At 52.1% G+C, this 26,943-nt stretch carries 30 protein-coding genes and 1 tRNA gene; 9 read left to right on the forward strand and 22 right to left on the reverse strand.

Annotated elements, in window-relative coordinates:
• Positions 1–101 precede the first annotated feature (101 nt).
• The gene (locus BMW46_RS12245) at positions 102–836 is read left to right on the forward strand and encodes a YggS family pyridoxal phosphate-dependent enzyme (protein ID WP_074708946.1); all 735 of its coding nucleotides are present in this window, start codon (positions 102–104) and stop codon (positions 834–836) included.
• A gap of 213 nt (positions 837–1,049) precedes the next feature.
• Here the strand turns inward: BMW46_RS12245 and BMW46_RS12250 are convergent, their stop codons facing one another.
• The 5 genes from BMW46_RS12250 to BMW46_RS12270 form a co-directional block, all read right to left on the reverse strand.
• Complete coding sequence (locus tag BMW46_RS12250) at positions 1,050–1,310, reverse strand: YfhL family 4Fe-4S dicluster ferredoxin (protein WP_074708947.1); 261 nt, start codon at positions 1,308–1,310, stop codon at positions 1,050–1,052.
• A 2-nt stretch (positions 1,311–1,312) separates the two neighbouring features.
• Positions 1,313–1,810, reverse strand: coding sequence for a pantetheine-phosphate adenylyltransferase (coaD, locus tag BMW46_RS12255; RefSeq protein WP_074708948.1), 498 nt, complete (start codon positions 1,808–1,810; stop codon positions 1,313–1,315).
• Positions 1,811–2,350, reverse strand: a complete 540-nt coding sequence (gene rsmD, locus BMW46_RS12260) for a 16S rRNA (guanine(966)-N(2))-methyltransferase RsmD (RefSeq protein ID WP_074708949.1) — start codon at positions 2,348–2,350, stop codon at positions 1,811–1,813. It lies immediately after the preceding gene.
• Between the two features lie 62 nt (positions 2,351–2,412).
• Complete coding sequence (locus tag BMW46_RS12265; protein ID WP_074708950.1) at positions 2,413–3,723, reverse strand: M16 family metallopeptidase; 1,311 nt, start codon at positions 3,721–3,723, stop codon at positions 2,413–2,415.
• A gap of 16 nt (positions 3,724–3,739) precedes the next feature.
• Positions 3,740–5,137, reverse strand: a complete 1,398-nt coding sequence (locus tag BMW46_RS12270) for a M16 family metallopeptidase (protein WP_074708951.1) — start codon at positions 5,135–5,137, stop codon at positions 3,740–3,742.
• A 104-nt stretch (positions 5,138–5,241) separates the two neighbouring features.
• On the opposite strand from BMW46_RS12270, the gene ftsY reads away from it, so the two are divergent.
• The 4 genes from ftsY to rpoH all read left to right on the forward strand — a co-directional run bounded on the left by ftsY (position 5,242) and on the right by rpoH (position 8,810).
• Entirely contained in the window at positions 5,242–6,228 is a 987-nt protein-coding gene (gene ftsY, locus BMW46_RS12275; RefSeq protein WP_074708952.1) for a signal recognition particle-docking protein FtsY, read from the forward strand.
• A 63-nt stretch (positions 6,229–6,291) separates the two neighbouring features.
• A complete protein-coding gene (gene ftsE, locus BMW46_RS12280; RefSeq protein WP_074708953.1) occupies positions 6,292–6,945 on the forward strand; it encodes a cell division ATP-binding protein FtsE in 654 nt (217 codons plus the stop codon).
• Positions 6,942–7,850: a permease-like cell division protein FtsX gene (gene ftsX, locus BMW46_RS12285; RefSeq protein ID WP_074708954.1), complete on the forward strand. Its 909-nt coding sequence runs from the start codon at positions 6,942–6,944 to the stop codon at positions 7,848–7,850. The genes ftsE and ftsX overlap by 4 nt, the downstream gene beginning before the upstream one ends.
• A gap of 114 nt (positions 7,851–7,964) precedes the next feature.
• Entirely contained in the window at positions 7,965–8,810 is an 846-nt protein-coding gene (rpoH, locus tag BMW46_RS12290; protein WP_074708955.1) for an RNA polymerase sigma factor RpoH, read from the forward strand.
• Positions 8,811–8,863: 53 nt separating this feature from the next.
• On the opposite strand, the gene BMW46_RS12295 is transcribed toward rpoH, so the two are convergent.
• The 13 genes from BMW46_RS12295 to aroQ form a co-directional block, all read right to left on the reverse strand.
• On the reverse strand, positions 8,864–9,112 hold the full coding sequence (locus BMW46_RS12295) for a BolA family protein (protein WP_074708956.1): 249 nt from the start codon (positions 9,110–9,112) through the stop codon (positions 8,864–8,866).
• Positions 9,113–9,205: 93 nt separating this feature from the next.
• Positions 9,206–9,961, reverse strand: coding sequence for an ABC transporter permease (locus BMW46_RS12300; protein WP_074708957.1), 756 nt, complete (start codon positions 9,959–9,961; stop codon positions 9,206–9,208).
• The gene (locus BMW46_RS12305; protein WP_074708958.1) at positions 9,958–10,887 is read right to left on the reverse strand and encodes an ABC transporter ATP-binding protein; all 930 of its coding nucleotides are present in this window, start codon (positions 10,885–10,887) and stop codon (positions 9,958–9,960) included. Before BMW46_RS12305 ends, BMW46_RS12300 begins: the two co-directional genes overlap by 4 nt.
• 139 nt (positions 10,888–11,026) lie before the next feature.
• Entirely contained in the window at positions 11,027–11,320 is a 294-nt protein-coding gene (locus BMW46_RS12310; RefSeq protein WP_074708959.1) for an STAS domain-containing protein, read from the reverse strand.
• 3 nt (positions 11,321–11,323) lie between these two features.
• On the reverse strand, positions 11,324–11,977 hold the full coding sequence (locus BMW46_RS12315) for an MlaC/ttg2D family ABC transporter substrate-binding protein (RefSeq protein ID WP_074708960.1): 654 nt from the start codon (positions 11,975–11,977) through the stop codon (positions 11,324–11,326).
• Positions 11,978–12,124: 147 nt separating this feature from the next.
• Positions 12,125–12,610, reverse strand: coding sequence for an outer membrane lipid asymmetry maintenance protein MlaD (gene mlaD / locus BMW46_RS12320; RefSeq protein WP_074708961.1), 486 nt, complete (start codon positions 12,608–12,610; stop codon positions 12,125–12,127).
• The gene (gene mlaE / locus BMW46_RS12325; RefSeq protein ID WP_074708962.1) at positions 12,610–13,407 is read right to left on the reverse strand and encodes a lipid asymmetry maintenance ABC transporter permease subunit MlaE; all 798 of its coding nucleotides are present in this window, start codon (positions 13,405–13,407) and stop codon (positions 12,610–12,612) included. The genes mlaD and mlaE overlap by 1 nt, the downstream gene beginning before the upstream one ends.
• Positions 13,400–14,212, reverse strand: a complete 813-nt coding sequence (locus BMW46_RS12330) for an ABC transporter ATP-binding protein (protein WP_074708963.1) — start codon at positions 14,210–14,212, stop codon at positions 13,400–13,402. Before BMW46_RS12330 ends, mlaE begins: the two co-directional genes overlap by 8 nt.
• Positions 14,213–14,317: 105 nt before the next feature.
• Positions 14,318–15,187 (reverse strand): DUF3426 domain-containing protein, encoded by an 870-nt coding sequence (locus BMW46_RS12335; RefSeq protein WP_074708964.1) that lies wholly within the window; start codon positions 15,185–15,187, stop codon positions 14,318–14,320.
• A gap of 27 nt (positions 15,188–15,214) precedes the next feature.
• Complete coding sequence (gene prmA / locus BMW46_RS12340; protein WP_074708965.1) at positions 15,215–16,129, reverse strand: 50S ribosomal protein L11 methyltransferase; 915 nt, start codon at positions 16,127–16,129, stop codon at positions 15,215–15,217.
• Positions 16,130–16,259: 130 nt separating this feature from the next.
• Positions 16,260–17,618 carry an acetyl-CoA carboxylase biotin carboxylase subunit gene (gene accC / locus BMW46_RS12345; RefSeq protein WP_074708966.1) on the reverse strand — a complete coding sequence of 453 codons (1,359 nt, stop codon included), beginning with the start codon at positions 17,616–17,618 and terminating at the stop codon, positions 16,260–16,262.
• A 97-nt stretch (positions 17,619–17,715) separates the two neighbouring features.
• Positions 17,716–18,177, reverse strand: coding sequence for an acetyl-CoA carboxylase biotin carboxyl carrier protein (accB, locus tag BMW46_RS12350; protein WP_074708967.1), 462 nt, complete (start codon positions 18,175–18,177; stop codon positions 17,716–17,718).
• Positions 18,178–18,399: 222 nt separating this feature from the next.
• Complete coding sequence (aroQ, locus tag BMW46_RS12355; protein ID WP_074708968.1) at positions 18,400–18,855, reverse strand: type II 3-dehydroquinate dehydratase; 456 nt, start codon at positions 18,853–18,855, stop codon at positions 18,400–18,402.
• Between the two features lie 373 nt (positions 18,856–19,228).
• Between aroQ and BMW46_RS12360 the strand changes: the two genes are divergently transcribed.
• A tRNA-Thr gene (locus BMW46_RS12360) sits at positions 19,229–19,304 on the forward strand.
• A 587-nt stretch (positions 19,305–19,891) separates the two neighbouring features.
• Here the strand turns inward: BMW46_RS12360 and BMW46_RS12365 are convergent.
• The 3 genes from BMW46_RS12365 to BMW46_RS12375 form a co-directional block, all read right to left on the reverse strand.
• The gene (locus BMW46_RS12365) at positions 19,892–20,962 is read right to left on the reverse strand and encodes a DUF4062 domain-containing protein (RefSeq protein ID WP_074708969.1); all 1,071 of its coding nucleotides are present in this window, start codon (positions 20,960–20,962) and stop codon (positions 19,892–19,894) included.
• A gap of 625 nt (positions 20,963–21,587) precedes the next feature.
• Positions 21,588–22,031: a hypothetical protein gene (locus BMW46_RS12370; RefSeq protein ID WP_074708970.1), complete on the reverse strand. Its 444-nt coding sequence runs from the start codon at positions 22,029–22,031 to the stop codon at positions 21,588–21,590.
• A gap of 20 nt (positions 22,032–22,051) precedes the next feature.
• Complete coding sequence (locus BMW46_RS12375; RefSeq protein ID WP_074708971.1) at positions 22,052–22,834, reverse strand: serine/threonine-protein kinase; 783 nt, start codon at positions 22,832–22,834, stop codon at positions 22,052–22,054.
• 582 nt (positions 22,835–23,416) lie between these two features.
• Between BMW46_RS12375 and BMW46_RS15410 the strand changes: the two genes are divergently transcribed.
• The 3 genes from BMW46_RS15410 (at position 23,417) to BMW46_RS12395 (ending at position 26,011) form a co-directional block, all read left to right on the forward strand.
• Positions 23,417–23,641, forward strand: a complete 225-nt coding sequence (locus tag BMW46_RS15410; protein WP_074708973.1) for a phage antirepressor KilAC domain-containing protein — start codon at positions 23,417–23,419, stop codon at positions 23,639–23,641.
• Positions 23,642–24,224: 583 nt separating this feature from the next.
• Positions 24,225–24,503, forward strand: coding sequence for a hypothetical protein (locus BMW46_RS12390; RefSeq protein ID WP_074708974.1), 279 nt, complete (start codon positions 24,225–24,227; stop codon positions 24,501–24,503).
• 242 nt (positions 24,504–24,745) lie between these two features.
• On the forward strand, positions 24,746–26,011 hold the full coding sequence (locus tag BMW46_RS12395) for an MFS transporter (protein ID WP_074708975.1): 1,266 nt from the start codon (positions 24,746–24,748) through the stop codon (positions 26,009–26,011).
• Positions 26,012–26,173: 162 nt separating this feature from the next.
• Here the strand turns inward: BMW46_RS12395 and BMW46_RS12400 are convergent, their stop codons facing one another.
• Positions 26,174–26,725, reverse strand: coding sequence for a hypothetical protein (locus tag BMW46_RS12400; protein WP_074708976.1), 552 nt, complete (start codon positions 26,723–26,725; stop codon positions 26,174–26,176).
• Positions 26,726–26,943 lie beyond the last annotated feature (218 nt).

The raw sequence follows: 26,943 nt of genomic DNA on the forward strand, positions 1-26,943 counted from the left end.
ACCCCAGGGATGAGTAGTTCTACTATGCTCACGCACACCCTCAACTATCGTTCCACCCGTACGGACCAAGTTGTCCGGAGCGGCTGGTAAAAGGCAGAAAATTGGAACCGAATACATCAACCGTCGCGGCTGGATTGAAAAAAGTAAGAGCCCATATCACAGAGATCGCAGGGAAGGCAGGCCGGCAAGCTGGGGAAATCACACTTTTGGCCGCGAGCAAAACCAATCCCGCAGAGCGTTTGCGGGAAGCGTTTGTCGCAGGACAAACCATTTTCGGCGAAAACTATTTGCAGGAAGCGCTGGTTAAAATCGAGGCTCTTAACGATTTACCGATCGAGTGGCATTTCATCGGTCCTATACAGAGCAACAAGACCCGACGCATCGCAGAAAACTTTGCGTGGGTGCACAGTGTAGACCGCAAAAAAATTGCCGAGCGTTTGTCGAAGGACAGGCCCGAAGCGCTTCCACCGCTTCAGATATGCTTGCAAGTCAATGTAAGCGGGGAAGACAGCAAAAGCGGTGTGGCACCGGAAGAGGTAGCCGATCTGGCAGCGCATGTTGCCGAATTGCCGCGATTAAGGTTGCGGGGAGTAATGGCAATCCCGGAGCTTACCAAATTCACCGCTTTGCAGCGCAGCCAGTTTCAAATGCTGAAAGAAGCCTACGACCAGCTCAAGCAGAGCGGATATGATGTGGACACCATCTCGATGGGGATGTCGGAAGACCTCGAACTCGCCATTCAGGAAGGAGCAACGATGGTGCGGGTCGGTACAGCCATTTTTGGACCGAGGCGCTATCCTATTCCGGAGGAGCTTGTCCGGCAAGCACAGCCCTGAACAACCTTTCTCATTCGTCATTCCCTCGAAAGAGGGAATCCAGCAGTTTTGAAATAGGGATTTCCATCACGGAAATAACCGGTTGCTGGCTATTCTTCCCCCCAATCCACCTACCGCACTACGTCCATTCAACCCTTTGACAAGTCCAGGGCGAAGGGAAGAAGGATAAGGGGGAACGGCACGCCCTCTTTTACTTCTCTCGCTCGCTATCGGCTACCCCTGAATCGCTTGCCCGGTAAGATCAAGGTATTTTTTGTATAGCTGCTCTCGGGTTTCAGCGATGTCCGGGTTGAGAACGATGCAGTCTACAGGACATACTTCCACGCATTGCGATTCTTCGTGGTGTCCTACGCATTCCGTGCATAGATCAGGGTTTATTTCATAGTACTCCTCGCCGGGCGAAATGGCACTGTTCGGGCACTCCGGCTGGCACACGTCGCAATTGATGCATTCATCGGTGATCATTAAAGCCATGGCTACCTCGATGATTTATCCTTCGACTCGATCTTCATTCTAAGTTGCGTCGAAATAAGGGGATGTACGAACTTTTCTATATTGCCGCCGAATAAAGCGATTTCGCGCACGATAGTGGCGGATATAAACATGTATTGCTCGGAGGGCGTAAGAAACAAAGTCTCGACGTCCGGATAAAGCGTACGATTCATTCCTGCCATCTGGAATTCATATTCGAAATCCGAGACAGCACGCAAACCGCGCACGATTACCCTGGCATGCTGTTGTTGCGCGAACTCCATCAGCAAGCCTGAAAACGGCATGACTTTAACGTTGGGATAATCCATCAGCACCTGGCGCACCATCGCCACCCGCTCATCCTGCGTAAAGAATGGTTTTTTTCCGCTGCTTGCAGCGACCGCTACCACCACCTCCCTGAACAAACCGGAGGCACGTCTTACCAGATCTTCATGGCCCCGGGTAATGGGATCGAAAGTACCGGGGTATATCGCTTTATCCATTTAATTTATTGTGGAGCTTAACAAGTGATAGCACACCTTTCCCGCATGTCCCCTGCGCCACACCGCCCATCCCTCAAACTCCGCAGGGCAATCGTCTTCCAGATAGACCAGTCCTCCGGCGGCAAGATGCGCGTGCAATTTGGGCAGTAGCCTGGGCAACAAATCGAGACGATAGGGTGGATCGAGAAATATCACATCGAAGCGGCGTAGATCGGAATCAATAAAATTCAGGGCATCGACTCCCGCCAGCTCAATGCGCGTTGCTCCCAGTTTCTGTGCTGTGGCTTGAAGCGCTTTCAATACCACAGGGCTGGATTCCACCATCACGACTTCCGCGGCTCCGCGCGAAGCTGCTTCGAAACCCATTGCCCCGCTACCTGCGAACAGATCGAGGCAGCGCTTGTGGCTCATATCCTGCCCTAACCAATTGAAGACCGTCTCGCGAACCCGGTCAGGGGTGGGACGCAGGTCCATATCATTCGGGAAAGTCAGGATGCGGCTGCGCCACTCACCTCCTATGATTCGAACTCTATTTTTCATCGTGCGCGCAATGAAAAAAGAGAAAAACTTCTGTCAGGAGGTAGCGGCTTGCAAAAAGTTTTTTACTTTCCACTCGTGTCCGGAAGGCCCACCACCACCGTTACCATGCCGGATGGATTGATGCGTCGCTGGAAAGCCTGGGTTACCTGGGGAATGGTTACCTTCGATACCGCCTTTACGTAATCATTCAGATAGGTCAGGGGCAGATCGTAAAAACCGATCATGGCAAGGTATCCGAGTATCTTCTTGTTACTGTCGATGCGCAGCGGGAAGCTGCCGATGATATTTTTTTTGGCTTCGATCAGTTCTTTTTCCGTTGGTCCTCCGGCAATAAAATCAGCCAGGACTTTCCGGGTTATGGAAAGCGCTTCTTCAGACTGTTCTTTCTGGGTTTGCAATGCGATCTCGAAGGGCCCTTCTTCTTTCAGGGGGGTAAACGAACTGTGAACACTGTAGGCCAACCCATGTTTCTGGCGGATTTCCTCCATCAGGCGTGAGGTGAATCCGCCTCCGCCAAGGATGTGATTCCCCACAATGAGAGGAAAATAATCGGGATCATCGCGTTTGATCCCGGGATAGGCGAGCTGGATATGACTCTGGGTAGCCGGATGGGCGATCCGCTGGGTGCCCGGTGCGGGTGGCGTCACTTCCGGAATGCTTTGTCCTCGTCTCTCACGTGGCAGATCCCTGGTCAGGGATTCGGCAATCGCTGCGGCTTCGTCACGGCTTACATCTCCCATTATGGACACAACCGCATCTCCCGCCGTATAGCGAAACCGGTGAAAATCGATCATATCCTGACGCCCCAGTTTACTCACGCTCTCGATCTCACCCGAACCTCTCAGTCCATAAGGATGGGTACCGTAGAGCATTTTCATCAGCGATCGGTCGGCAATATTGCCGGGTTTGGTATCCGCTTCCTTGAGCCCTGCAATTACACGCGCTTTTTCCCGCCCCAGGACGTATTCAGGAAAATCCGGGTGCTGGATGACCTTGCCGAACAATTCCAGTGCACGGCTACGCTCGCGCGCGCTGCTCAATGTTCTGAGCGTAATCCCCGCCCGATCCTGATCGAAATGGGCGCCCAGTTGCGCGCCGACATCAGCGAACCCCTTGGTGAGCTGATCTTCGGTCAATCCTCCCGCTCCCAGATTCACGAGATGCAGGGCCATCGCCGCGCGGCCTGATTTATCGGGTGTGTCGGTGCTGCTACCCGCACTGAAATCCACACTCACATCAAGAATAGGCAAGTCGCGGCTTTCAATGAAGTAAACGCGGGCACCCGAGTCTGCCTGCCAGTACTGGATTGGCAGAGTAGCGTACGCCCATTGGGAATAAAAGCCCAGCAAAAGGAAAAACAGGTGACGGAGCATCTCTCAACCTCGCCGCTTAATGTCGCAACCCCGCCGGTACTGCCGCGGGTGCTTTCTGTTCCAGGGGCTGCGGATCAAGGACTGCAATCGTCAGATTATCGTCCTTCAAGTATTTTTTTGCCACCTCGCGCACCTGTTCGGCGGTAACAGCCTGCAATTTACGCAATATGGTGTCTACATCGCGATAGGACAAACCTATACTTTCGAGCTGGCCGATCTGCATTGCCTGGAAAAACATGGAATCGAGCTGAAAAACGTGTCCCGCTACCACCTGTGCCTTCACGCGCGCAAGCTCCTCCTCTGTCACACCGTCACGTACGAGCTTTTCGATCTCGGCACGCAACGCCGCTTCCACATCAACCACTGTTTTGCCTTCGCTCGGTGTGCCATCGAGATAAAACACTGCGGGACCCCGCGTGGTGGAATCATAGCTGGCTCCTGCCGTGCTGGCGATGCGCTGCTCGCGCACCAGGACTTTATTGAGCCGCGCCGATTCGTTCCCATCCAGCACGCCCGCCAGCATTTCGAGTGCGTACGGCTCCCAGTCCGTTTCCGGCTTGCTCAGCGATAGAGCATGATAAGCCATTGCAACGTAGGGCAGCTGCGCCGGCGCTTTTACCGTCAGCCGCTTGACGCCGAGCTGCTTCGGCTCGATCTGGGGCTTGCGTTGATCCAGGGACAGCACGGGCTTCGCCTTTATCTGTCCATAGTATTTTCGCGCCAGATTGAAGGTCTGCCGGGGGTCTACATCCCCGACCACCACAAGCACAGCATTGTTGGGCGCATACCAGCGTTCATACCATTGCCGAGCGTCCTCCACAGTCATATTCTGCAGATCGTTCATCCAGCCTATCACCGGATGCCGATAAGGGTGCGACTGATAGGAGGTCGCCATAAGTGTCTCATGTACCAGTGCACGCGCCTGATCATCCGTACGTAACCGCCGTTCTTCCATCACGACCTTGATTTCCTTGGAAAACTCCTCTTCTGTCAGCACCAGATTGCGCATCCTGTCCGATTCCAGTTCCATCGCCAGCGGCAGCCGGGATTTATGCAATTGCTGAAAATAGGCCGTATAATCCTGTCCCGTGAAAGCGTTTTCACGTCCCCCCGCCGCTGCGATAAGGCGGGAAAACTCGCCGCCTGGTACTTTCTTCGTGCCCTTGAACATCATGTGTTCAAGCACGTGGGCGACCCCAGTCCTGCCGTTTACCTCGTCGATGCTCCCGGCCTTGTACCAGATTTGCGAGATGACGACGGGGGAACGATGATCTTCCTTAACGATGAGCCTCAAGCCGTTACCCAGAGTGAATTCATGCGTGCTGGCAAGAGCGGTGGAGGAGAACAGCGAGATGGGGATTACGAGAGCTGCCCATAGGCAAGTCGGCAAAAAGCGAAAACACGGATAAGTCATCTTCTTTTTTAATTAATACCTGAATCCGGATAAACAGAATAAAATCCAGAATAAGATTTGCGTGAGATTTACTTCGAGGTCTCAAATACTGACAGCCTACCAGAATGGCAAGTTTCTTCAAATCCAAAAATGATTCCACGACGAGCGAACCCCCGAATTCGAATTGGGGAGTAAGGGTTCGGCAAGGTCTATCCCGCACGCGCGACAATCTCGGCAAGCGCCTTTCGGGTCTCTTCGGTGGCGGAGCGATCGATGAAGACCTCTACGAGGAGATGGAAACCATATTGCTCACGGCGGATGCGGGTGTCAGTGCCACCACCTGGCTGCTGGAGGAGTTGCGCAGAAAAGTCAAACGTAACGGTCTGACGGATGCATCGCAGCTCAAAGATGCGTTGCAGGACGCGCTGGTCGATCTGCTGGAGCCGCTTGCGCAACCCCTCGATACCAGCGCTCACCAGCCTTTCATCATCATGCTGACCGGGGTGAACGGTGCTGGAAAAACCACTTCCATCGGAAAACTCGCGCATTATTATCAACTGCAGGGCAAGTCCGTGCTGCTCGCCGCGGGCGATACCTTTCGTGCCGCAGCGCGCGAGCAACTGATGGCGTGGGGGGAACGCAATCGCGTCGCGGTGATTGCACAGGAAAGCAACGGTCAACAAAGAGGTGATCCGGCGGCGGTCATATTCGATGCCGTCAACGCGGCGAAAGCGCGTGGCATCGACATCGTACTGGCGGACACTGCCGGAAGGCTGGCCACACAACTGCACCTTATGGAGGAAATAAAAAAGGTGAAGCGCGTCATTGCCAAAACCGAGCCCGGCGCGCCTCACGAAACGTTACTGGTTCTGGATGCGAATACCGGGCAGAATGCAGTCAATCAGGTACAGGCATTCGACGATGCCCTTGGTCTGACAGGTCTTATTGTCACCAAGCTGGATGGAACTGCAAAAGGAGGCGTGCTTGCCGCCATCGCGCGCCAACGCCAGCAAAAGGTCCCGTTGCCGGTCCGGTTTATCGGTGTAGGCGAGGGTCTGGACGATTTGAGGCCTTTCGTCGCACGCGAATTTGTCGGGGCGTTGTTTGATTGAGGGAATATACGAAAAGGATGGAGTTGAGATGAAGTTGACTCGCCCAGCTCGCCGTACCAATAAATGATCAGCTTCAGTGAGGTTTCCAAGCGCTACCCCAACGGTTTCGAGGCACTCCGGAATGTCAGTTTCACAGTAGAAACAGGCGAGATGGCCTTGATCCACGGCCATTCGGGAGCGGGGAAGACGACGTTGCTGCGGCTCATTGCCGCGATCGAGCGTTCCACCACCGGCAGCGTTATCGTCAATGGCCAGGATGTCGGCAGACTCAATGACGCCGCTGTTCCTTTCCTGCGCCGCAACTTCGGATTGGTGTTTCAGGATCAGAAGCTGCTGTTCGACCGCAGCGTTTTTGAGAATGTTCTGCTTCCCCTGCAGATCAGCGGTTTCGAGTCGAAAGCGGCTGTCAGGCGGGTGCGCGCCGCGCTCGATAAGGTGGGACTGCTGGATAAGGAGAAAGCGCGTCCCATCACGCTTTCGGGTGGAGAACAGCAGCGGCTGTGCATCGCGCGCGCCATTGTCAGCAGGCCTTCGATACTCATCGCCGATGAGCCAACGAGCAATCTGGATATGGAGTATGCAAAGGATATCATGGCTATTTTCAAATCTTTTCATCAGGTAGGCGTTACCGTACTTATATCTACCCACGACGTTGAACTGCTCGGTGGCACCCCGCAACGTATTCTCACTCTCAGTCACGGCGAGTTGACTGGATGAACATCTGGCTTTCGTATCACTGGCATGCTTTGGCGCTCGCCTTCAAGCGGCTGGCCTTGATCCCGTTCAGCACACTGCTGACCCTGGGAGTGATTGGTATTGCCTTCAGTCTGCCAGCAGGAATTTATGTGTTTCTCGAGAATGTCGAGACACTTTCCGGCCAGTTTTCGAGCGGTCCTCAGTTGAGTCTTTTTTTAAAACTGAATGCGACTCAGAGTGAGGTAGGCAAAACTGAATCTTTTCTGAAAGAAAATCCGCACGTAGCGAGTTTCAGGTTCATTCCCAAGGCCAGCGCCCTCGAGCAGTTCAAGGAGAGCCCCGGACTGGCCGGAGTGATGGATGGCCTCGAAGGAAACCCGCTGCCGGATGCGTTCGTTGTTACCGCCAAGGATGTCTCAACAGAGACACTGAAAACATTGAGCAGGGCCTTGTCGGAACTCCGGCAGGTCGAACATGTGCAACTGGACTCTGCCTGGACGCAGCGTCTGGATGCGCTGCTCAAACTGGGGCGGCTTGCGGCCTGGATGCTCAGCGTGCTGCTCAGCCTTCTGGTCATCGCTGTTGTATTCAACACCATACGCCTCCAGATCCTGACCATGCGGGACGAAATAGAAGTGGCAAAGCTGATTGGCGCAACCAACGGCTTTATCTGTCGCCCTTTTTTATATTTCGGGACAATACAGGGACTGGTAGGCGGCATCGTGGCATGGCTCATCATCTCTCTGGGGATCCACCTCACTGACGAGCCAGTAAAGCATCTCATGCAATTGTATGAAACGGATTTCCGCCTTTATCATCTTTCCATGGGAGATAGCCTGATCATGTTTCTGTTTTCGGCTGGCCTTGGCTGGCTCGGCGCCTGGTTGTCTGTCGTTAGTCATCTTCTGAAAATAGAACCCCGATAATTCATAAGGTTAAGGCATTTTGCAATGGATAGCGGGGGGGAACTTTCAAAAATGTTGACGCTCTTAACGGTTAACGGAAAAAGGTTAACGTTCACAGGAAACCAAGGAGGATAAATGACTTTCGCTTTAACTGTACCTTCAGCAGACAGCCTCGAAAGCTACATTCAGTCCGTCAATCAGTTCCGCATTCTTACTCAGGAAGAGGAACTGCAACTGGCCCGATCGCTGCGTGATGAAGGCAGCATAGATGCTGCGCGCCAACTCGTGCTGTCGCATCTGCGCCTAGTCGTCGCCATCGCGCGGGGTTACAAAGGCTATGGCTTGCCTCAGGCTGACCTGATACAGGAAGGAAATATCGGATTGATGAAAGCCGTTAAGCGCTTTGACCCTGAGCGCGGCGTCCGGCTGGTTTCATTTGCAGTACACTGGATCAAGGCTGAAATCCACGAATTCATACTGCGCAACTGGCGGCTGGTTAAAATTGCCACGACAAAGGCTCAGCGCAAGCTCTTTTTCAATTTGCGCAGCATGAAACAGGCTCTCGATACCATGAGCCAGGAGGAAGTTGCGGAGGTTGCAGAACAACTGGGTGTGAAACCCGAAGAAGTGGTGGAAATGGAAACCCGCTTCAGCGGCCGCGATATTTCACTCGAACCCCTGTCGGAAGACGACGATGAGGAAACCTTCAGCCCCATTGCTTACCTGACCGATGGTTCCGAACCCTCGCACGTGCTGGAGGACGAGCAAACCATGCGTCTGCGGGGTGAAGGACTGGAGCAGGCGCTCAAGAGCCTGGATACTCGCAGCCGCCACATCATCGAGGCCCGCTGGCTGCGGGAAAAAGACACGGCAACGCTGCATGAGCTCGCCGATGAGTTGGGGGTATCCGCCGAGCGTGTTCGCCAGATCGAAGCCAAGGCCATGCAGAAGCTGCGTGCGGTCATGGCTCCTGCCGCCTGATACCCGGTGGGAGTCTCTGTTCTCGAATCCACATTGCGCAGCCTCAGGGAAGCTCAGTTCTGGTTGCTTTCCGCCCACTGCTCCGGCGTCATGGTTTTCATGGACAGTGCGTGAATCTCCTGTTTCATTCTGTCGCCGAGTGCCCGGTAAACCAGCTGGTGCTGCTGCACCATATTTTTTCCACGGAATTCCGGGCTGACGATGAGGGCGCTGAAATGGTAGCCGTCATCCCCTTCCACATGCACCAGTTCGCAAGACATGGAAGTCTCGATATGAGTTTTTATGCTGTCCGCTGTAACCATCTGTAGTTTCCCTTACTTTCATATACGTTGCTGGCAATTGCCATAAAAACGAGAATGGGCACGGATGTATCCCGTTCCACCTAAAAACCGCAATCAGTGCCTGATCTTGTAGCCTCTTTTGAGCATTTGCAGCGTCAGCCATGATACCGCCACAAAGCACGCGGCTACAATGCCAAGACTGAAATAGGGTGAGATATCGGATGCGTGGAAAAAACCGTAGCGGAAACCATCGATCATGTAGAAAAACGGATTCAGGTGAGACAGGCCTTGCCAAAAGGGTGGCAATGAGGGAATTGTGTAGAACACGCCGGATAAAAACGTCAGCGGCAGAATGACAAAATTCTGAAACGCGGCGAGTTGATCGAATTTTTCCGCCCAGATACCGGCAATGACGCCGATAGCTCCCAGCAATGCGCTGCCCATCAAGGCAAACATCAGCACCCAGAGGAACGAGGACAGGGGCACATCGAAGAACACCAGGGTAACCAGGTAGACCCCGAGGCCCACTGCCAGACCTCGCACGACCGACGCAGTGACGTAGGCGAAAAATATTTCGCGATACGAAAGCGGCGACAACAGGATAAAAATCAGATTACCGGTGATCTTGGACTGGATCAGGCTCGATGAGGAGTTGGCGAAAGCGTTTTGCAGCATCGCCATCATCACCAGGCCAGGCACGAGAAAAACAGTATACGCAACACCGGGGTACGCCTGTACATGCTCTTCCAGCACATGCGAAAAAATCAGGAGATATAGCAGGGTGGATACCATGGGCGCGAATACCGTCTGGAATCCGACTTTCCAGAATCGCAGCAACTCCTTGTAGAGTAGTGTAAGAAATCCGGTCATATGGGTAGGGTTCCGGGCTGCCTGATTTTGTGTGTGCCCATGATCCGTATGAATACCTCTTCCAGATCAGGCTGCAACACCTGCATCTCGAGCACTTGTAGTGCTGCTTTGCGCAACGCGGCCATGACCTGCTCGATCTGGGAATACTCCGCCAGGGTCAGAATGTAGCAACCCTCTTCGCGGCTGCTCATTAGCGACTGTAGCGCCGGAGGCAGCGTGTCGGGCGACAGCCGCAGCCGCACAGAACATCCCGATACGCTGCTGATCAGGTTTCTGACGCTGTCCAGGGCAACGACATTGCCTTGCTTCATCATTGCCACGCGGCTGCACAGCGCCTCCGCTTCCTCGAGATAATGAGTGGTCAATACGATGGTGTGGCCTTCCCGATTCAGCTGCTTGATGAAGCGCCAGAGTCCCTGGCGCAGCTCGACATCCACCCCCGCGGTCGGCTCATCCAGCACGATGACCGGTGGCTTGTGCACCAGTGCCTGGGCTACCAGTACGCGCCGCTTCATTCCCCCGGACAGCGCTCGCATGTTGGTGTCGGCTTTATCCGAGAGATCGAGGTGATGGATGATTTCCTCTATCCACGCGCCATTGTTCTTCAATCCGTAATACCCCGATTGAATGACCAGTGTTTCGCGCACAGTAAAAAATGGATCGAAAACCAGCTCCTGGGGAACCACGCCCAACATGCGTCGCGCTTCGCGGTAATGGGAAACCACATCGTATCCCATTACCCGCGCCCGGCCGCTGGTTGCTCGCGTGAGCCCTGCCATGATATTGATAAGCGTGGTCTTGCCCGCGCCGTTGGGGCCCAGCAAGGCAAAAAACTCGCCTGGCTCTATCTTGAGATCGATGCCCGCCAGAACTCGCAGTGCACCATAACGTTTGTGCATCTGCTCGACTTCTAAGGCGGGTGTCATGTGGAGGTAAAGTAGGAAGGAACCAAAACGAAACTGTAGTGCATTCGCCAGAAGCCGGGGTGCAGGTGAGCAGGGAACATGCCGTTACGCGATTCCTGGGCGACAGCTGATCTGCAAGCGGCAGCCTGATTTCTGCGAATTATGCCCCGCTCATCAATTCGGATACCCCGTACAGTTGCACGAGACTCTGCAGATTCTGGGATATATTGAGAAAGCGTATCTTGCGATGGTGGCGTGCTGCCTCGCGCCGCCATTCCAGCATCAAGCTGACGGCAGCGGAATCGGCTTCGGTAACCCGCCCCAGATCGATTATCACCTCTTCCCCGTCAAACAAAGCAACGCCGTTCGCAACCACCGAAACGACGTTATCGATCGTAATTGATCCTTCGACGCTGAGTTTCCCGCCTTCACGCCGGACGACAGTGGCTGTCATCGGCTACTGCGTGGCTACCGTCTTTAATTCGCCAGCTGCTTTTTTATCGTTAGCGGCCAGCGCGCGGTTCTTGTCCCCGAGGGTTTTCAGTAATTTTTCCACACCACCTTCGCGCACTTGGCTGTTGAACGTGCTGCGGTAATTTGTGACCAGGCTTACGCCAGCCACCGTCACATCGTAGACTTTCCACCCATCCCCTGTTTTTTCCATGCTGTAGTCGATATCCACGGGTTGCCCGCTATCCTGCATGACTTTCGTTTTGACGGTGGTATCCACGTCCCCTGCCTTGCTCCTGACCGGCTCAACCTTGATCTTGTAGTCACTGTAGGTACTGAGGGCGTTGGAGTAAGTCCTCACCAACAAGGTGCGGAACTCTTTCACCAATTCCTCCTGTTGCTGTGGGGTTGCCTTATTCCAGTTCTTGCCCATGGCAAGCCGGGTCATACGGGTGAAGTTGAAATGCGGCAGAACCTTGGCTTCGACCAGATCAAGAATCTTGGCCATATTGCCCGCACGCAGTTCCTTATCCTGCCGAACGATCGACAATACTTCCTGGGCGGTGTTATCCACCAGCGTATCAGGACTGATTTCTGCGGCAGCAGGAAATGCAACCAGCCAGGCTGCCAGCAGACCTGAGATACCAAGATATTTTTTCATGATTTCCTCGCTTGATTAGACTGCTCAACACACGAAATGCTTAGGCTGTTGACGCTTCCGGCGCCCGCATCAACTGCTTCCTGCCTGCAGGCCCTTATCCGTGAAATTCGGACGCTGCCGCAGGCGTTGGACTTATTACTGCCCTTTCTAGTTCTTGCCGGAATTTTCATTGCTGCCTCCTTCTGAAGCTTTATTGAACAAAAATTTCCCGATCATTTCTTCCAGAACAAGGGCAGAATTGGTTTTCATGATGGTGTCGCCATCCTTGAGCGTCGCTTCATCACCCCCGGCCGCCAGGCCGATATATTGCTCCCCGATCAAACCGGAGGTAAGAATGCTGGCAAAAGTATCCTTGGGAAATTTATAACGGGTGTCAATATTCATGATCACCAGAGCGTCATATGTCTCTGTGCTGAACTGGATGTCCGTCACCCGGCCGACGACGACACCGGCACTCTTTACCGGCGCCCGCACTTTCAACCCTCCGATGTTTTCGAAGTTGCCTGTCACCTGATAGCTGTCATTCGCGCTATAAGTGCCAAGATTGCCGACTTTCAACGCCAGCACAAGCAATGCGCCGATACCTGCCATGACGAACAGTCCTACCCACAAATCCATTGTTGCGCGCTGCATCAGCCCATTCCCCTGAACATGAACGAGGTCAAGATAAAATCGAGTCCAAGAATTGCGAGTGAAGAAGTCACCACGGTGCGGGTTGTCGCACCGGATACCCCTTCGGCCGTGGGCGCCGCATCATACCCCTCAAACACCGCGATTGCCGTCACCGCGACGCCGAAAACACAGGTTTTTATGATGCCGTTGACCACGTCGTAGCGGAAATCGACAGCACTTTGCATTTGCGACCAGAACGAACCTTCATCCACTCCGATAAGTACGACAGCCACCAGATAGCCGCCATAGATGCCTATGGCTGAAAACAGCGCCGCCAGCAACGGCATTGAAATTACGCCCGCCCAGAACCGGGGCGCGACTACACGCGCAATCGGATCTACAGCCATCATTTCCATTGCCGCCAGTTGCTCGGTCGCTTTCATCAGGCCGATTTCCGCTGTGATTGCCGAACCGGCGCGGCTGGCGAACAACAACGCCGATACCACCGGTCCCAATTCGCGTAACAATGACAAGGCCACCATGGTGCCTACCGCAGATTCTGCCCCATACCGCTGCAAAGTTTCGAAGCCTTGCAAGCCGAGCACCATGCCGACAAAAAGTCCTGACACGAGGATGATGATGAGCGACTGTACCCCGGTAAAATAAAGCTCCCGTATCACCAGGGTGAAGCGGTGCAGGCTGGTGCCAGACTTGATCAAGGTCAGCAGGAAGAAACGGCTGGCGTAGCCCAGGCGCCAGATACTGTCTATGACGCGATGACCGACGCTCTGGATACCAGTTACGATACGCCTAGGCAAAACTGCCCTCCAGTTTCAAATCCTGCGCATAGGGTCCGGCGGGATAGTGAAACGAGACGGGACCGTCTTCTTCCCCATGAACAAACTGATGTACAAACGGTGCAACCGATCGGCGCACCTCGTCCGGCGTACCATGGGCTGCAATCACTCCGTCCGCGATGAAATAAACGTAGTCGACAATTTTCAAGGATTCCTGCACGTCGTGAGTTACAACGATGGAGGTCATGCCTAAGGCATCGGTCAGGCGTCGAATCAGGTTTCCGATCACGGTGAGTGAAATGGGATCGAGTCCGGTGAAAGGCTCGTCGTACATGATAAGCAGAGGATCAAGCGCAATCGAGCGCGCCAGTGCGACGCGGCGCGCCATGCCGCCGGAAAGCTGGTTGGGCATCAACTCGTGTGCGCCGCGCAAACCCACAGCCTGGAGTTTCATTAACACAAGGTCCCGTATCATGGACTCTGGCAAGTCCGTATGTTCCCGCATCTGGAAAGCCACGTTGTCGAATACCGAGAGATCGGTAAACAATGCGCCGAACTGAAATAGCATGCTCATTTTTCGACGCATGCGAAAAAGCTCATCCCGCTTCAGTTTATGCACTACCTGGCCTGCAACTTTCACATAGCCGGAAGTCGGGCGCACCGCGCCTCCGATGAGGCGCAACAAGGTTGTTTTCCCGCTGCCGCTACCCCCCATTATGGCAATGACTTTCCCTCGTCCCATCGTCATGTCGATTCCCTTGAGAATCGGACGCTGTCCATAAGAGAAATTCAGGCCTTCGATTTCGATCAGGCTTTCAGACGCCATCTTCCAAAAGAGGAATACCTAATTTAACGGGACATCGATTTTACCCCAAATCGGGTAGCCAGAGGGCGGGCAGGAGCCTGAGACAGGTAGTGAGGAATGGCGAAGTCAGCCAACTCGCCCTGTCGGGGAAGGTGAGTGGACGCGGCGATAATGACCGAAAACAGATGACTGCTTGTCAGCGGAGGCAGCAAGACCAATAGACGGCCTCGCGCTCATCCCGGATGATGCTGTATTTTCCGAACCGGTGGATGGCGGCAAAGAAACAGTACATTGCAAAACTTTGCAATATTGCTCCAGAAAGGGTCTGGTGCTCGGCATGTGAACCGCCAGGTCACTGCGAAATGCATAGATGATCTGCGCCACGAGCACGATGAGCATAAAAAGATTGGCAACGGCCCACGCAGCCGTGATCTCCGGCAGTTGCCCTCTCCTGGAAACGTAGTGCTCCGGCAAATAATTATCCAGCATGTCATCTTCCAATCCGGCACACATCGCGTCACCCGTTTGCGGAATTTTTTCTCTCGCAACCCGCCTGTCCCGTGCTTTGTCTGCTTTTTTCGCGGCCCTGGCGTCAGGTTTCCCCCTTGCAGGCGTTTCAGGAGCGCGAGCCTCTGCTGCCTCTGGCTTGACAGGTGCTGAGCTGGCCGGCTCTGCTGGGCGCGATCCCGCCGGATTTTGTGCTGATGAGATGGGTTTCGGAACTGGTGGCTCCGATACTTCCCCCTCCTGCAGGGCTTCCGCATGAGGCATCGCTACATCGGGGGAAAGCTGTGAAGTATTTTCCGACGCTTTCGCCGCTTCCCCGGTCTTCGCCGGTTCTATGATTTCCGGCTCCTCCATGGTCAGCAGCGCAGCGAAACCATTAAATATGTGGTTGCACTGCCCGCAGCGCACTTCGCCCCCGTGCGCCTGCAAATGCAGGGGTGTGACGCGAAAGACCGTTAAGCAGTTAGGACATCGAGTTACAAGTGCCATACCGGTTCTGGTTTTTGTTTAATCTGTTCATTTTCTCGTACCTGCCAGCAAGACCCATCCCTCACGATTTCGTGCAATATGCATATCATGTGATTGCCGATAAGCTTGCATCACCTCTTCTGCCTGTTCCGCGAGTATACCGGATAGCACAATGCGTCCTCCCGATCGGGCAGCATGCGTTAATATGGGAGCCAGCATGATAAGCGGATTGGCAAGGATATTGGCGACAATCACATCCGCCCAGCCTCCCCGTTCTATGCCCGCCTGACCCACCATCTGCGTATGAAACGCTATTTCGGTTTCTGCGCACTGGTTAAGCCTTGCGTTCTGGCGGCTTGCTTCCACCGCTTGCGGATCTATGTCGATTCCGACAACATGGCGGGCGCCCATCTTGAGCGCGGCAATTGCCAATATGCCTGAACCACAACCGTAATCAAGAACATCTTCGCCTCCTCCGAGATTTTCGTCAAGCCATTCAAGGCATAGCTGCGTAGAAGGATGAGTTCCTGTTCCAAAGGCGAGTCCGGGATCGAGGATCAGGTTGATGGCATTCGGATCGGGTGTTTCATGCCAGCTCGGCACGACCCACAAGCGCGAGGATATGCGGATCGGATTGAACTGCGACTGGGTTACCCGTACCCAATCCTGCTCTTCCACATACTCGATCCGATGGATCGGAGGGGCAGGCAGGCCGACCGCTTCGGCCGCAGCGCGCATTACGGTGGAAATATCGGTGTCCCCCTTGAATAGCGCGGTAAGTTCCGGTGCAAGCCAGATGTCTGCGATGGGCTCCCCTGGTTCGCCAAACAGGGGTTGCTCATGCTCGGTCCCGGCTGCGGAATCATGGATGTCGGTTGACAGCGCACCCAAAGCCAGCATTGCATCGCTTAGCGCCTCGACATGCATGCTGTCCATTTTTATGATGACAGAAATCCAGGGCATGATGGTACGTACCTCGCACTTGGCTGCCTAAGCAGGCGGGCAGAACGTTCCAGGCCCGTTTCCCGAAAAACTCCTACCTCAAAAACTCTCCGTCCGTTACTGAAGTTTCAGTAGTGAGGCCGATAGAGCTTCAGCCGGACTTATTATTGTAATTGGCGAGCTTTTGCTCGAGATAATGGATGCTCGTGCCGCCATTCAGAAAAGCGGCATCGGACAACAGGTCAAGGTGGAGCGGCGTATTGGTTTTGATGCCGCCGATAACCATTTCCGACAGTGCGATACGCATGCGTGCTATCGCCTGATCGCGGTTGTCTCCATACGCGATTATTTTGCCTATCATGGAATCGTAATAGGGCGGCACGAAATAGTTATGATATATATGGGAATCCACGCGAATGCCAGGACCGCCAGGAGCATGATACTGGGTGATACGCCCCGCCGACGGGGTGAGCTTGTACGGGTCTTCGGCAGCGATACGGCATTCGATGGCATGACCCTTCAACACGACGTCGCGCTGCCTCAGAGTGAGCTTTTCGCCGGCTGCCACGCGGATCTGCGCTTGCACCAGATCGATCCCGGTGATGGCCTCGGTAATGGTATGCTCGACTTGCAGGCGTGTATTCATTTCAATGAAATAGAATTCGTTTTTTTCGAACAGAAACTCGAATGTGCCCACACCCCGGTAGCCGATGCGCTTGCATGCGTCGACGCAGCGGGTTCCCATTCTGTCGCGCAATCTCGGCGGAATGCCCAAGGCAGGTGCTTCCTCGATAATTTTCTGATGGCGGCGCTGCGTGGAGCAATCCCGTTCCCCAAGATAGATGGCGTTGCGATGTTCATCCGCCAATACCTGAAATTCGATGTGGCGCGGGTTCTCCAGATATTTTTCCGCGTAGACCGTCGGGTTGCCGAATGCGGCCTGAGCTTCGTTGCGCGTAATGATAACCGCGTTCGATAACGCTGCTTCGGTGTGCACCACGCGCATGCCACGACCGCCTCCACCTGCCGCGGCCTTGATAATGATAGGGTAGCCGATGGCGCGAGCGATGGCTCTGATTTCGTCCACGGATTCGGGGAGACCACCGTCCGAGCCCGGGACACAAGGCACACCAGCCTTTTTCATGGCGTTCTTGGCACTGACCTTGTCGCCCATCAGCCGAATCGTCTCAGGCCGCGGGCCGATAAAGACGAAGCCGCTTTTTTCTACACGTTCGGCAAAATCGGCATTTTCCGACAAAAATCCGTAACCCGGATGAATGGCTTCGGCGTCAGTGACCTCGGCGGCACTGATGATGGCGGGAATATTGAGGTAGCTTTGTGCCGAAGGAGGAGGTCCGATGCATACGGACTCATCAGCGAGTTTTACATATTTTGCCTCGGCGTCGGCCTGGGAGTGCACCGCTACTGTCTTGATACCCATCTCACGGCATGCACGTTGTATCCGCAAGGCAATCTCGCCGCGGTTTGCTATCAGTATTTTTTCAAACATGTCTGCCGCTCGTATCTCGTTTCATGATGGAGGTGATTTCCTCTTCTATTGATGCGGGTATCCGTCAAGTTAGCGTGTAACGCGCTAAAAGCCGAAATTATTCAATCACGAATAGCGGTTCACCATACTCGACAGGTTGACCGTTCTCCACCAGCACCGCCTTGATCACACCGCTCTTGTCCGACTCGATTTCATTGAGCAGCTTCATTGCCTCTATGATGCAGAGCGTGTCACCCTCCTTGACTGTCTGACCCACCTCAGCGAACGGATTGCTGCCGGGGGCGGAACTACGATAGAACGTGCCCACCATAGGCGATTTGACCATATGACCTTGCGGCAGTATCTCGGCGGCGGCTGTTGCGGGGGTGACTGGTGCAGCTTGCGGAATGATGGCTGCTGCTGGCGCGGGTTGCGGAGGAGGCATTGCGATTGCGGGCATCTGCATCGAAGGCGTGGATCTGCTGATGCGAACCTTTTCTTCGCCCTCCGTTATCTCTAACTCGGCAATGCCGGATTCCTCCACCAGGTCAATCAGTTTTTTAAGCTTTCTCAGGTCCATATAGGATCTCCCGATCGGTTCCTTTTGCGTTATGTTCTGTCAAAACCTCTAACCATCTGCCAGCGCTCGAAGACGCGGACTTTGTGCTTTTGTCTTTTTGAAAAATACCCCTGTTTCAAAACACCCAAGGGGTGAGATGAGCCAACACTGCATTGGCTTATCAAAAGGAATTCTCAGCTCCTCAATGGTATCCGATCACTTCGTTGCTATCCTTGACGCTCATCAGTTGCGGCCCAGCACATAATTGAAGGCGAGTTCGTATCCCTTTGCTCCCAGACCGCTTATGACACCCACCGCCATATCGGAAAAAAAAGATTTCTGGCGGAAAGATTCGCGAGCAAAAATATTGGAAAGGTGAATTTCAATGAAAGGTATCCGGGTCGCCGCAAGTGCATCACGCAAGGCAATACTGGTATGCGTATAAGCGGCAGGATTGATGATAATGAAGTCTATTTTTTCAGCGCCCGCCTGCTGGATTCGGTCTATCAGCTCTCCCTCGGTGTTACTTTGAAAGCAATTAAGACTAATGCCCTCTTTTTCGGCTAATTTCGCCAAATTTCCGTTAATTTCTTCTAATGTGACAGTTCCGTAAATCGAAGGTTCCCTGATTCCTAGCAAATTCAGGTTCGGCCCATGGATGACCAGGATATTTTGGCAGCGGTTTGAGCCATTTATCATGGCGGCAAGTTTGACCCAATCGCAGGAAATTGTCTAGTGATTCTCGGCCATTCGGCGAATATGTTGGAATTTACGTTTTTTTATCTCAATGAGGAATTCAAGGGTTCCAGATGAGCTCTTTCTGGAGAAAAACAGAGTCCCATCTGGGATTGGTTGGAGGTTTTGTGGAAGCAGAATTTTGCTGGAGTAGAAGGTTGAGTTGAAAGATTTATGAGGGAGTGGGTTATGTGAGCTCGCGCCTATTGCACTGGCACAGCGACTTCCCTGCTTTCTTTTATTTCTTTCATCTATGGCGGTGTCCTCAAATAGGAACGTTTGCTCGGCGTTTTCCAAAAGACTATAATTGATATGGTTTATTCTGATCCCTTCCCAGGCTGTTGTAGCTCAGTTGGTAGAGCAACTGATTCGTAATCAGTAGGTCGGAGGTTCGACTCCTCTCAACAGCACCATTAAGTTCAAGTAGTTATCCCGCATTATCCGATGGCTTTGGGCTCTGGGGGCACACCGGGGCCACGTTGATGGAATTTGCCGGTTGATTTGGTACTATCACGCAGCCATTAATGACTGGTGATGTTTGACCTAGTGCTCCACTTGAATGCAACAAAGGAGAGTGCGGTCAATCGGTGGTAGCTACAAGAATTGTGGTAGTTGAGAAGAGGGGATGGGACCAAGGCTTGTGGGGAGGAAGTGCTCCTTAAGTATTGCGCTCATAGCAAAAGGCATTTTTAGAAAAACGTGTTAGCTACTTAACAAACGCAAAATTCTGAATTAATTTTTATTTAGGTATTTAGATGAATTGGTCGGAAGTTATTACGATTCCGCCAAAATGGTACGTTCCCTTCCCCCACTCTTGAGTCAGAGGCATATGCAAAAACGTCTTCGCCCAAGATGGGGTTCTCACAGCCTCTCTTAATGAACGTGTAGCGGTGAGGAAGATGTAGTGATGAGAGCCAAGGAAAACACCACTTATGCAAGAGCCTCTACTATCCTAAATCCCCACAGACGATTTTTCACGGCTTAAGCTATATTAAATGAACTATTCCTCGTGTTCTCGAATGTCTTTATCAGATAACCCTTCTATTTGACTACAACGAATCGCACGCAGTCTCGTCATAACCTCATCTCCATAAGGAGTTAGCGTCCAATAGGTTCTGGAGTCCTTAACACTGCGCGATTTCTCGCTTTTCGCAATTAACCCGAGAGCCCTAAGCTGTATCTTTATAGTTTGAAAATCTTCTTCATGGAGAGAAAAATTTCTGAAATTGCACTGCTCGAATCTTTTTTTCTTACGCAGCCATTCTATGTTTTTTTCTTCGACTGTCGCATCAAGCGTAGATTTTACTTGTAACTCAGACGCCTCATTAATCATTATCGGAGCTACTACGGCAAATATTTCGTCCCACGTTAAGGTGAAACTACCGTTATGAGCGAAATATCCCTTGGAAGAGAGTGTCTCGAACGTGAATCTAAGGGAATGAGGGTCATCTCCCTGAGACAGATTCTCCACTCCTTTAGGCGCAGATGTTCTGGCTTTTGCCAATTCTGATTGGAGCTCATCAACTTTTCGGCGCAACCGCAGCAATTCCATCGTAGCATCTCGATCGGCAAGTTCAGTGGCTCGCACCCAACCCACTGCAGGGTTTGCTTTTATTAGCTGTACTAAGCTCCGACTTACAACGGAACCGAGCTCTTGCGGCGTATCCCAATACTTGCACAATTTCTTTTCAACCAACGTCTGAAAATTAGCAAGTTTGGCTTTACCTTCCATCGAAGGTTCTGTCTTATCGGCAATGATTTTTCCAGGGTCGCGATGGATGAAGGCGATAATGGGCTTATTTGTTGATAACGCGTAGCGATACTCCATTTCCGTGTAACTCATGCCCTCAGGACTAATTGACCCGTAACGACCGGCAAGAATCAAGATGTAATAGTCACAATCGTCAATTACCTTTTTTATCAGGTTCCACTGACTCTCGTTCGCAGCAGGAAAAATTTCCATCCCCGCAGGAATGCAATCCAGCTCAAGAAGCGCATGCATAACCTCTTGGCGCTCGATTTCAAGATCTTTGAATGTACTACTTACAAATACCTGAAACCTTTTTTCCACTACAATTTCCTTTGAACTAGGCCAACTCTACGACGAAAGCTGCGGCAGCACGAGTCCACGACCTCTACGTCTTCAGTAAATCCCCCCCAGGCGGAAGCTTGCACTTACCCGAGGCTTGGAAGCTTGCGTTTACCTTTAGTATCCCGGGGATACTCGTAGTAAAAGTACTGAGCTTCTTATAGGTTCTGCGAACCATGCAGCAGGTTAGTCCCGGTGCTTTACTTTAGGCTTGACCATTATTTGACCTTGGAGAAATCAGGTTCCAGTCCTCTTACGTGCCGTGTGAAGGTATCAACATTAGCCCTCAAGTACCACCGGGTTGTTTGCAGCCTTAAGTTAAAATACCCAGCAGTTCTGTATCAACCAATTGATTGTTCCGCACGGTCGCACGGTCGGGCACGACCCACCCCATCTTTAGTAAGGATTTCTTCGTATCCTTTCGGTATTTCTATTCCACTTTCAAAACGTTCTAGAGCATCGCTCGTTGTAAGTCTTTCTACTTTTATTCCCCACGCATAAAATAGTTGGTTTCCCCTGGTAGCAGATCAGCTTCAACTTGCCCACGCTTACATTTCATTGTTTAAGACGTTGCTGCTGTAATTGATGACCCTTCGTACATGAATCTTTAATACCTAATACTTCGAAGAACTTCAGCTCTTTCTTCCTCTTGTTTAATCCTCCGCTGTATTTCTTCCCTTTGCTTGCGATCAGCTTCATCCAAACCTTGTTTTATTTTTCTTATATATAAGGTGTTCGCCACTGGGAGCCACACGTTAAAGTAATCGATAACCTGCTGAACTTCATTTTTATTAGCTGGTATCTTTGCATAACCGCCTCCAAAATCACCGGAAAATATAAAGCTGTCAGGCCCTTTCCCCGCCACTGATATATAGCTCCCCATATTCCTAAGTGCTGAAATCCACGTGGGATTGGGGTAGTGATTCAAACGGATAGAAAGATGGCCGCCATCCCAATCGACACCTACAATTTTCATGGGGTCAATAGCGAGTGGATAATCAATGTCACTTACAGGTATGACCGTCTTTTTTAGCACGCTTAATTTCTGCATTGAAACATGCTCAGCTCCCCTTACAATAAGCTCTTTCTTAAGCTCATCAATATCGCTATACCGGGAATGTGGACTTGGTGCAACATTTTTTCAACGATAAGATCGAGGTACGAATATTCTTCCGATACGGATTTAATCGTTTTGTAGCCTGTACCGTGTGCTATCTCGGTTGTGAATAGTTCGTTTAGTATTAGCCCGAGCGCGTAAATATCAGCTCTTTTATCGATTTTTTTCCCTTTAGCTTTTTGCTCAGGTGCTGCATATTGAAAATTCGCCAAACGGGTCCCATCTTTTGTTTCAACAGCTGTGTAAATCTCATCTTCCTCAAACTCGGCGATTCCAAAGTCAGCAATTACTACATCGTTATCTGCACCGTTCCCATTCGTTAGTATATTTTCTGGTTTTAAGTCTCGATGTGTTATTCCCAGTTTGTGAGCAGCATCAAGGCCATTCAATACCTTTTGAAACACCTCAAACGACCGCGCTGGGGATAATTTTCCTACTAACCTGCGAATTGATCCGCTGTAAAGCGGCATTACGAAGAATGGTGCACCTTCCTCAGTTAACCCATGATCCACTACGGTGATTATGTTGGGATGCGTATTACGACTGCAGAAAGTATATTCATTTTTAAACCGCTTCAGTTTTTCTGCGTTTGCTTTACTCGGGTCGAGCACCTTAATTGCTACTAGCGCCCCTCCCTCTGTTTCTGCCCGATAAACTATGCCCGCGCCTCCTTCACCGATACAATCTCTAACCGTATAGGAAGCAAACGCAGTTCTTACTTGTTTTAGTTTCTTCATGTATTCATCTCTGCCGCATCTAGAAATGCGATTGCTGGAAATTCTTTTCATTGACGGTTGCAGCCTGGACGTGACCTGCATCTGCTAGTAACGCAATCAGCTCGTCAAACCAATGCGAAAAAGACAAATTCGGACTACCGCACACTGTGGCATGTTGATAGTTGTTAGTAAGCTATTGAGTGATCCTGCACGATTTACCGAAGTTGTTGATTTTGACTACTTGTGCTTGTTATCTTTTGGTTTTGACTCTCTCTGGTAAGCCTCAATCGCTTCAACAGCCTCCTTCAGCTCAGCCAGCGTAACGCTTGGATTTTTGGCGGCCATAGCGAGGAGAATCTCTCCGTCTCGAAGGAAGAGACGCGCGAAAAATCCCTTTTCAACCCCCTGATTAGAATGCCGCAAATCCCGCCTGACTGCTAGGAGGAAGTCCTCTGATTAAAGAGACTTGAGCTACTCTGGATTTATTTTGATCTAATAGGAAACTATGGAAAGCCAAATAAGAACAATACCCTCCCGGACTTCACCAATCCAGTCATAGCAGCTAGAGCGTGGGCCGATGAGGTAGAAGCAAAACAAGCCGCATTGGTTCAACTTGAAGCAGCCAAGCCTTCAGTGGAGTTCGTCCAGAAATATGCTGAGGCTGAGTCAACCAAGTGCCTTGGGGATGTAGCCAAGGTACTCGGCCATAAACCCCATTCGTTCTCCAAGATGCTGGCCTCCGATGGGGTCATCTTCAAGCGGGACGAGTGGGGATTCCTACGCAAGCTCACCTCGATGCTGGACGGTTCGTGGTTAGGGTCGGGGTGAGACATAGGTTCGCCTTCAATCAAATCAGGGTGACACCTAAGGGAGTTATCTGGCTTGCCAAGCGGTATGGCGGGTGGTTTTTGATCGATGAAAAACTTCAAGATGCCCTGAGACTCAATTAGATACCCTACAGTTAATTATCAGCTCTTTCCCATACCCTTGCCTAGGAAGACTCAATATCGTTTATCCTAGAGATTCCTGGAGAGTCACTTCTGAGAAAGAAGCTCCCGTGTGGTACTTTCTTTAATCTTCCACCCCAAGAACTAGCATCAATGCGGGATTTTAGTGACAGTTAGAGTGCCTTATGCCTCTCAACAACACCAATATTTTATTCGGTAGTCTTCGCGCGGGGGATCGTGCTTCCTCTTGCTGCCTTTCAGCAATCTGTGTCGAAAGGCCGTACCAAGGTCCAATAGTAAAACGCTCTGATGCGATTATCATGGAGCACTGGAAACTCTTGCTGGCGTGAGGAATTAGGCTGTATCGGGCCAAGAGGGAAGAGTTTTACCTGGACCTGCTCCTATCACTAACAGGCCCTGGCCCAGGAGACTTTGCTTGATAAACCAATAATAGGCAGCTGAAGATGAATGACCTGATAACTTACGATCAAGCGTACGATCTCGCGAATATACTGATCAAGAAGGCGACCAAAGAGGAATTGGCGGAGTGCGCGCGACTGCTTGCATTAAACCTTGCTCACCATCAGGTGAAACACGGAGAGATAGCAGTAATAGATACCTTAACCTTGCTGCGCTCATTTGAGTGTACCGAGGAACACCTGAATGTGTTAATGGAAGGCATGTTGAATCTGATAGGCGTGCTGGTAAACGTCTGCGGTGGGGTAGGGCAGGCGAAACATTGACGTTTGTGCTCAGTAAGCGCTTACTTCACATGAATAGCGGCTGCTGAACCCTGCTATGGCTGAGTATTTCCAGAATACTCGGGTATCATGTGAGCCACATCTATCCCCAGGTAATTAGGGGGCTGAACGAGAGCGAATCAGGCCCGCAAGGGTATCACACCATATTGGATTTCATGCAGGTACAAGATAAGTCCCGATACCTCGCTCCTGGGGTAAGCCGACGTGAAGTCTGGTCATGGGCAATGTTCGACTTCGCGAATTCAGGCTACACCACCGTTGTGATTACCGCCATTTTTAACGCCTATTTTGTGGCGGTGGTGGCGAATAATGAAGCGTGGGGAACGTTTGCCTGGACAGCAGCGTTGGCGGTGTCTTATGCGCTTATTATGGTGACTGCGCCAGTGATAGGCGCTTATGCTGATGCATATGCGATGAAGAAGCCTTTGCTGCTGGTGAGCACAATCGGTTGCGTGCTTTTTACCGCATTGCTTTACTTTGTCGGTCCGGGCGATCTGATGCTGGCCGTGGTATTGATCGTGCTAAGTAACTTTTTCTTCAGCAGCGGCACGAATTTGATTTCAGCTTTTCTGCCGGAGCTCGCCCACGGCGAGGCATTGGGAAAGGTTTCCGGGTGGGGCTGGAGTTTCGGCTATATTGGCGGGCTGATCAGCCTGGGAGTGTCGTTGGCTTACGTGACTTGGGCACAAGGCCAGGGCAGGCCTGCAGAGCAGTTCGTTCCGGGCGCAATGCTTATAACGGCCGGCCTTTTCGCGATTTCAAGCATACCGACTTTTCTCTTTCTCAAGGAACGTGGGCTGCCGCAGTCGCATCCAGCGGAACGCCATGTCGTCCGCGAAGCATTTGCCCGCTTGCTTGTCACATTCCATCATGTGCGCGATTTTCGCGACCTCGTACGCTTTCTCGCATGTATCGTGTTTTACCAGGCGGGCATTCAGACCGTGATTACTTTAGCCGCCATCTATGCGCAGCAGGTAATGGGCTTTGATACCGGCGATACCATGTTTCTGGTTCTGGTTGTCAACATTACGGCATCGATCGGTGCGTTCGCCTTTGGCAATATCCAGGACAGAATCGGCCATATTCCCACCATCGCGCTGACCCTCGGAGGCTGGATTGTAATGGTGTTGCTGGCATGGATGGCTGCGACACGCCCCATGTTCTGGCTTGCTGCCAATGTCGCCGGCCTTTGCCTGGGAGCGTCACAATCGGCAGGGCGCGCACTGATAGGCTATCTCAGTCCGGATGCGAGACGCGCCGAATTTTTCGGACTGTGGGGACTTGCAGTCAATTTATCCTCGATACTCGGTCCGATCACGTATGGGATCGTGAGCTGGATTTCCGGGGGCGACCACCGGCTGGCCATGTTGATTACCGGCAGCTATTTTATTATTGGCTTGATGATATTGATGAGCATCGATATACAGCGGGGACGGCAAGCCGCACTGAGCATCAGTCCTCCAGGGGAGAGCCTTACAGGGAATCACTGATAAGCAATCACCCTGCAGGCTCCACGCAGCCAGACTTTCCATTTCAGCTGCCTGTTATCTCTTTTTTGAGTCTGGCGCCATTGTCGCCGGTTTATCTGCGTTTATTCTATATAAACGCAGATATCCGTCGTTCCATCCCTTGCTGACCTCGCGGCTGGATAATCAGTGATGCATGTGGTGATTATGATCGCCGCCCTGGTTCCCGCTTTGGCCGTGCGACCCATGGCCGCTGTGATTTCCGTGGCCGGCGTGGTCGCCATGACCCTCTTCTGATTTTTTATCGCTCTTTTTCTGCGAATCCTTTGCCGCAGCCTTCAATGGAGTGAACCGGGCGGATTGCGCCTCTTGTTCCGGCAATTTGACAAATACGACGACTACCGTGTCCGGGGTCAGGACGAAATCTCCCGTTCCTTTCATCATGTTATTTCCCGCCGGTTCGAGCTTTATGGAAATTTTCGGCTTGGCTTTACCGACCTGAAATGCCGCCTTGCCCACGCCTCCTTCTGTGTTGATCTGAGCATCTGCATGATCTGTTACATAAACCGTCAATTCTTTATCTTTGGTTACAAGCTCCAGATGATAGGGTCCCGCCATACGCATCTGCCCGCCGTGGGGCGCGGCATGAGTCTCGAAATATTCGTCGGTATGCGCCGAGGCGGGCAATGACACGGCCAGAACAGCACTCGTCAAGACCATGACCATCGATTTAATCATTTGCTCTACTCCTTGTAGGTACGAATTGAAGAATTGTAATGCGTGCCCCATCTCGGGAACCGTATTGCTGCTTGCTTCTCTTACTTGAATTGCTCTTACTTCTCTTCCTCAAAGTTTTCCGGAATCCCCCTCGGCGTATTTTTGCTTTCCGGGTGTATTGCCCCGGTTTTCCATGCGCCTGAGCCTGAAGGGCTGGTACATGCCTGTCGAAGGGAAGT

The organism is Nitrosospira multiformis, from assembly GCF_900111585.1.
Taxonomy (GTDB): Bacteria; Pseudomonadota; Gammaproteobacteria; order Burkholderiales; family Nitrosomonadaceae; genus Nitrosospira; species Nitrosospira multiformis_B.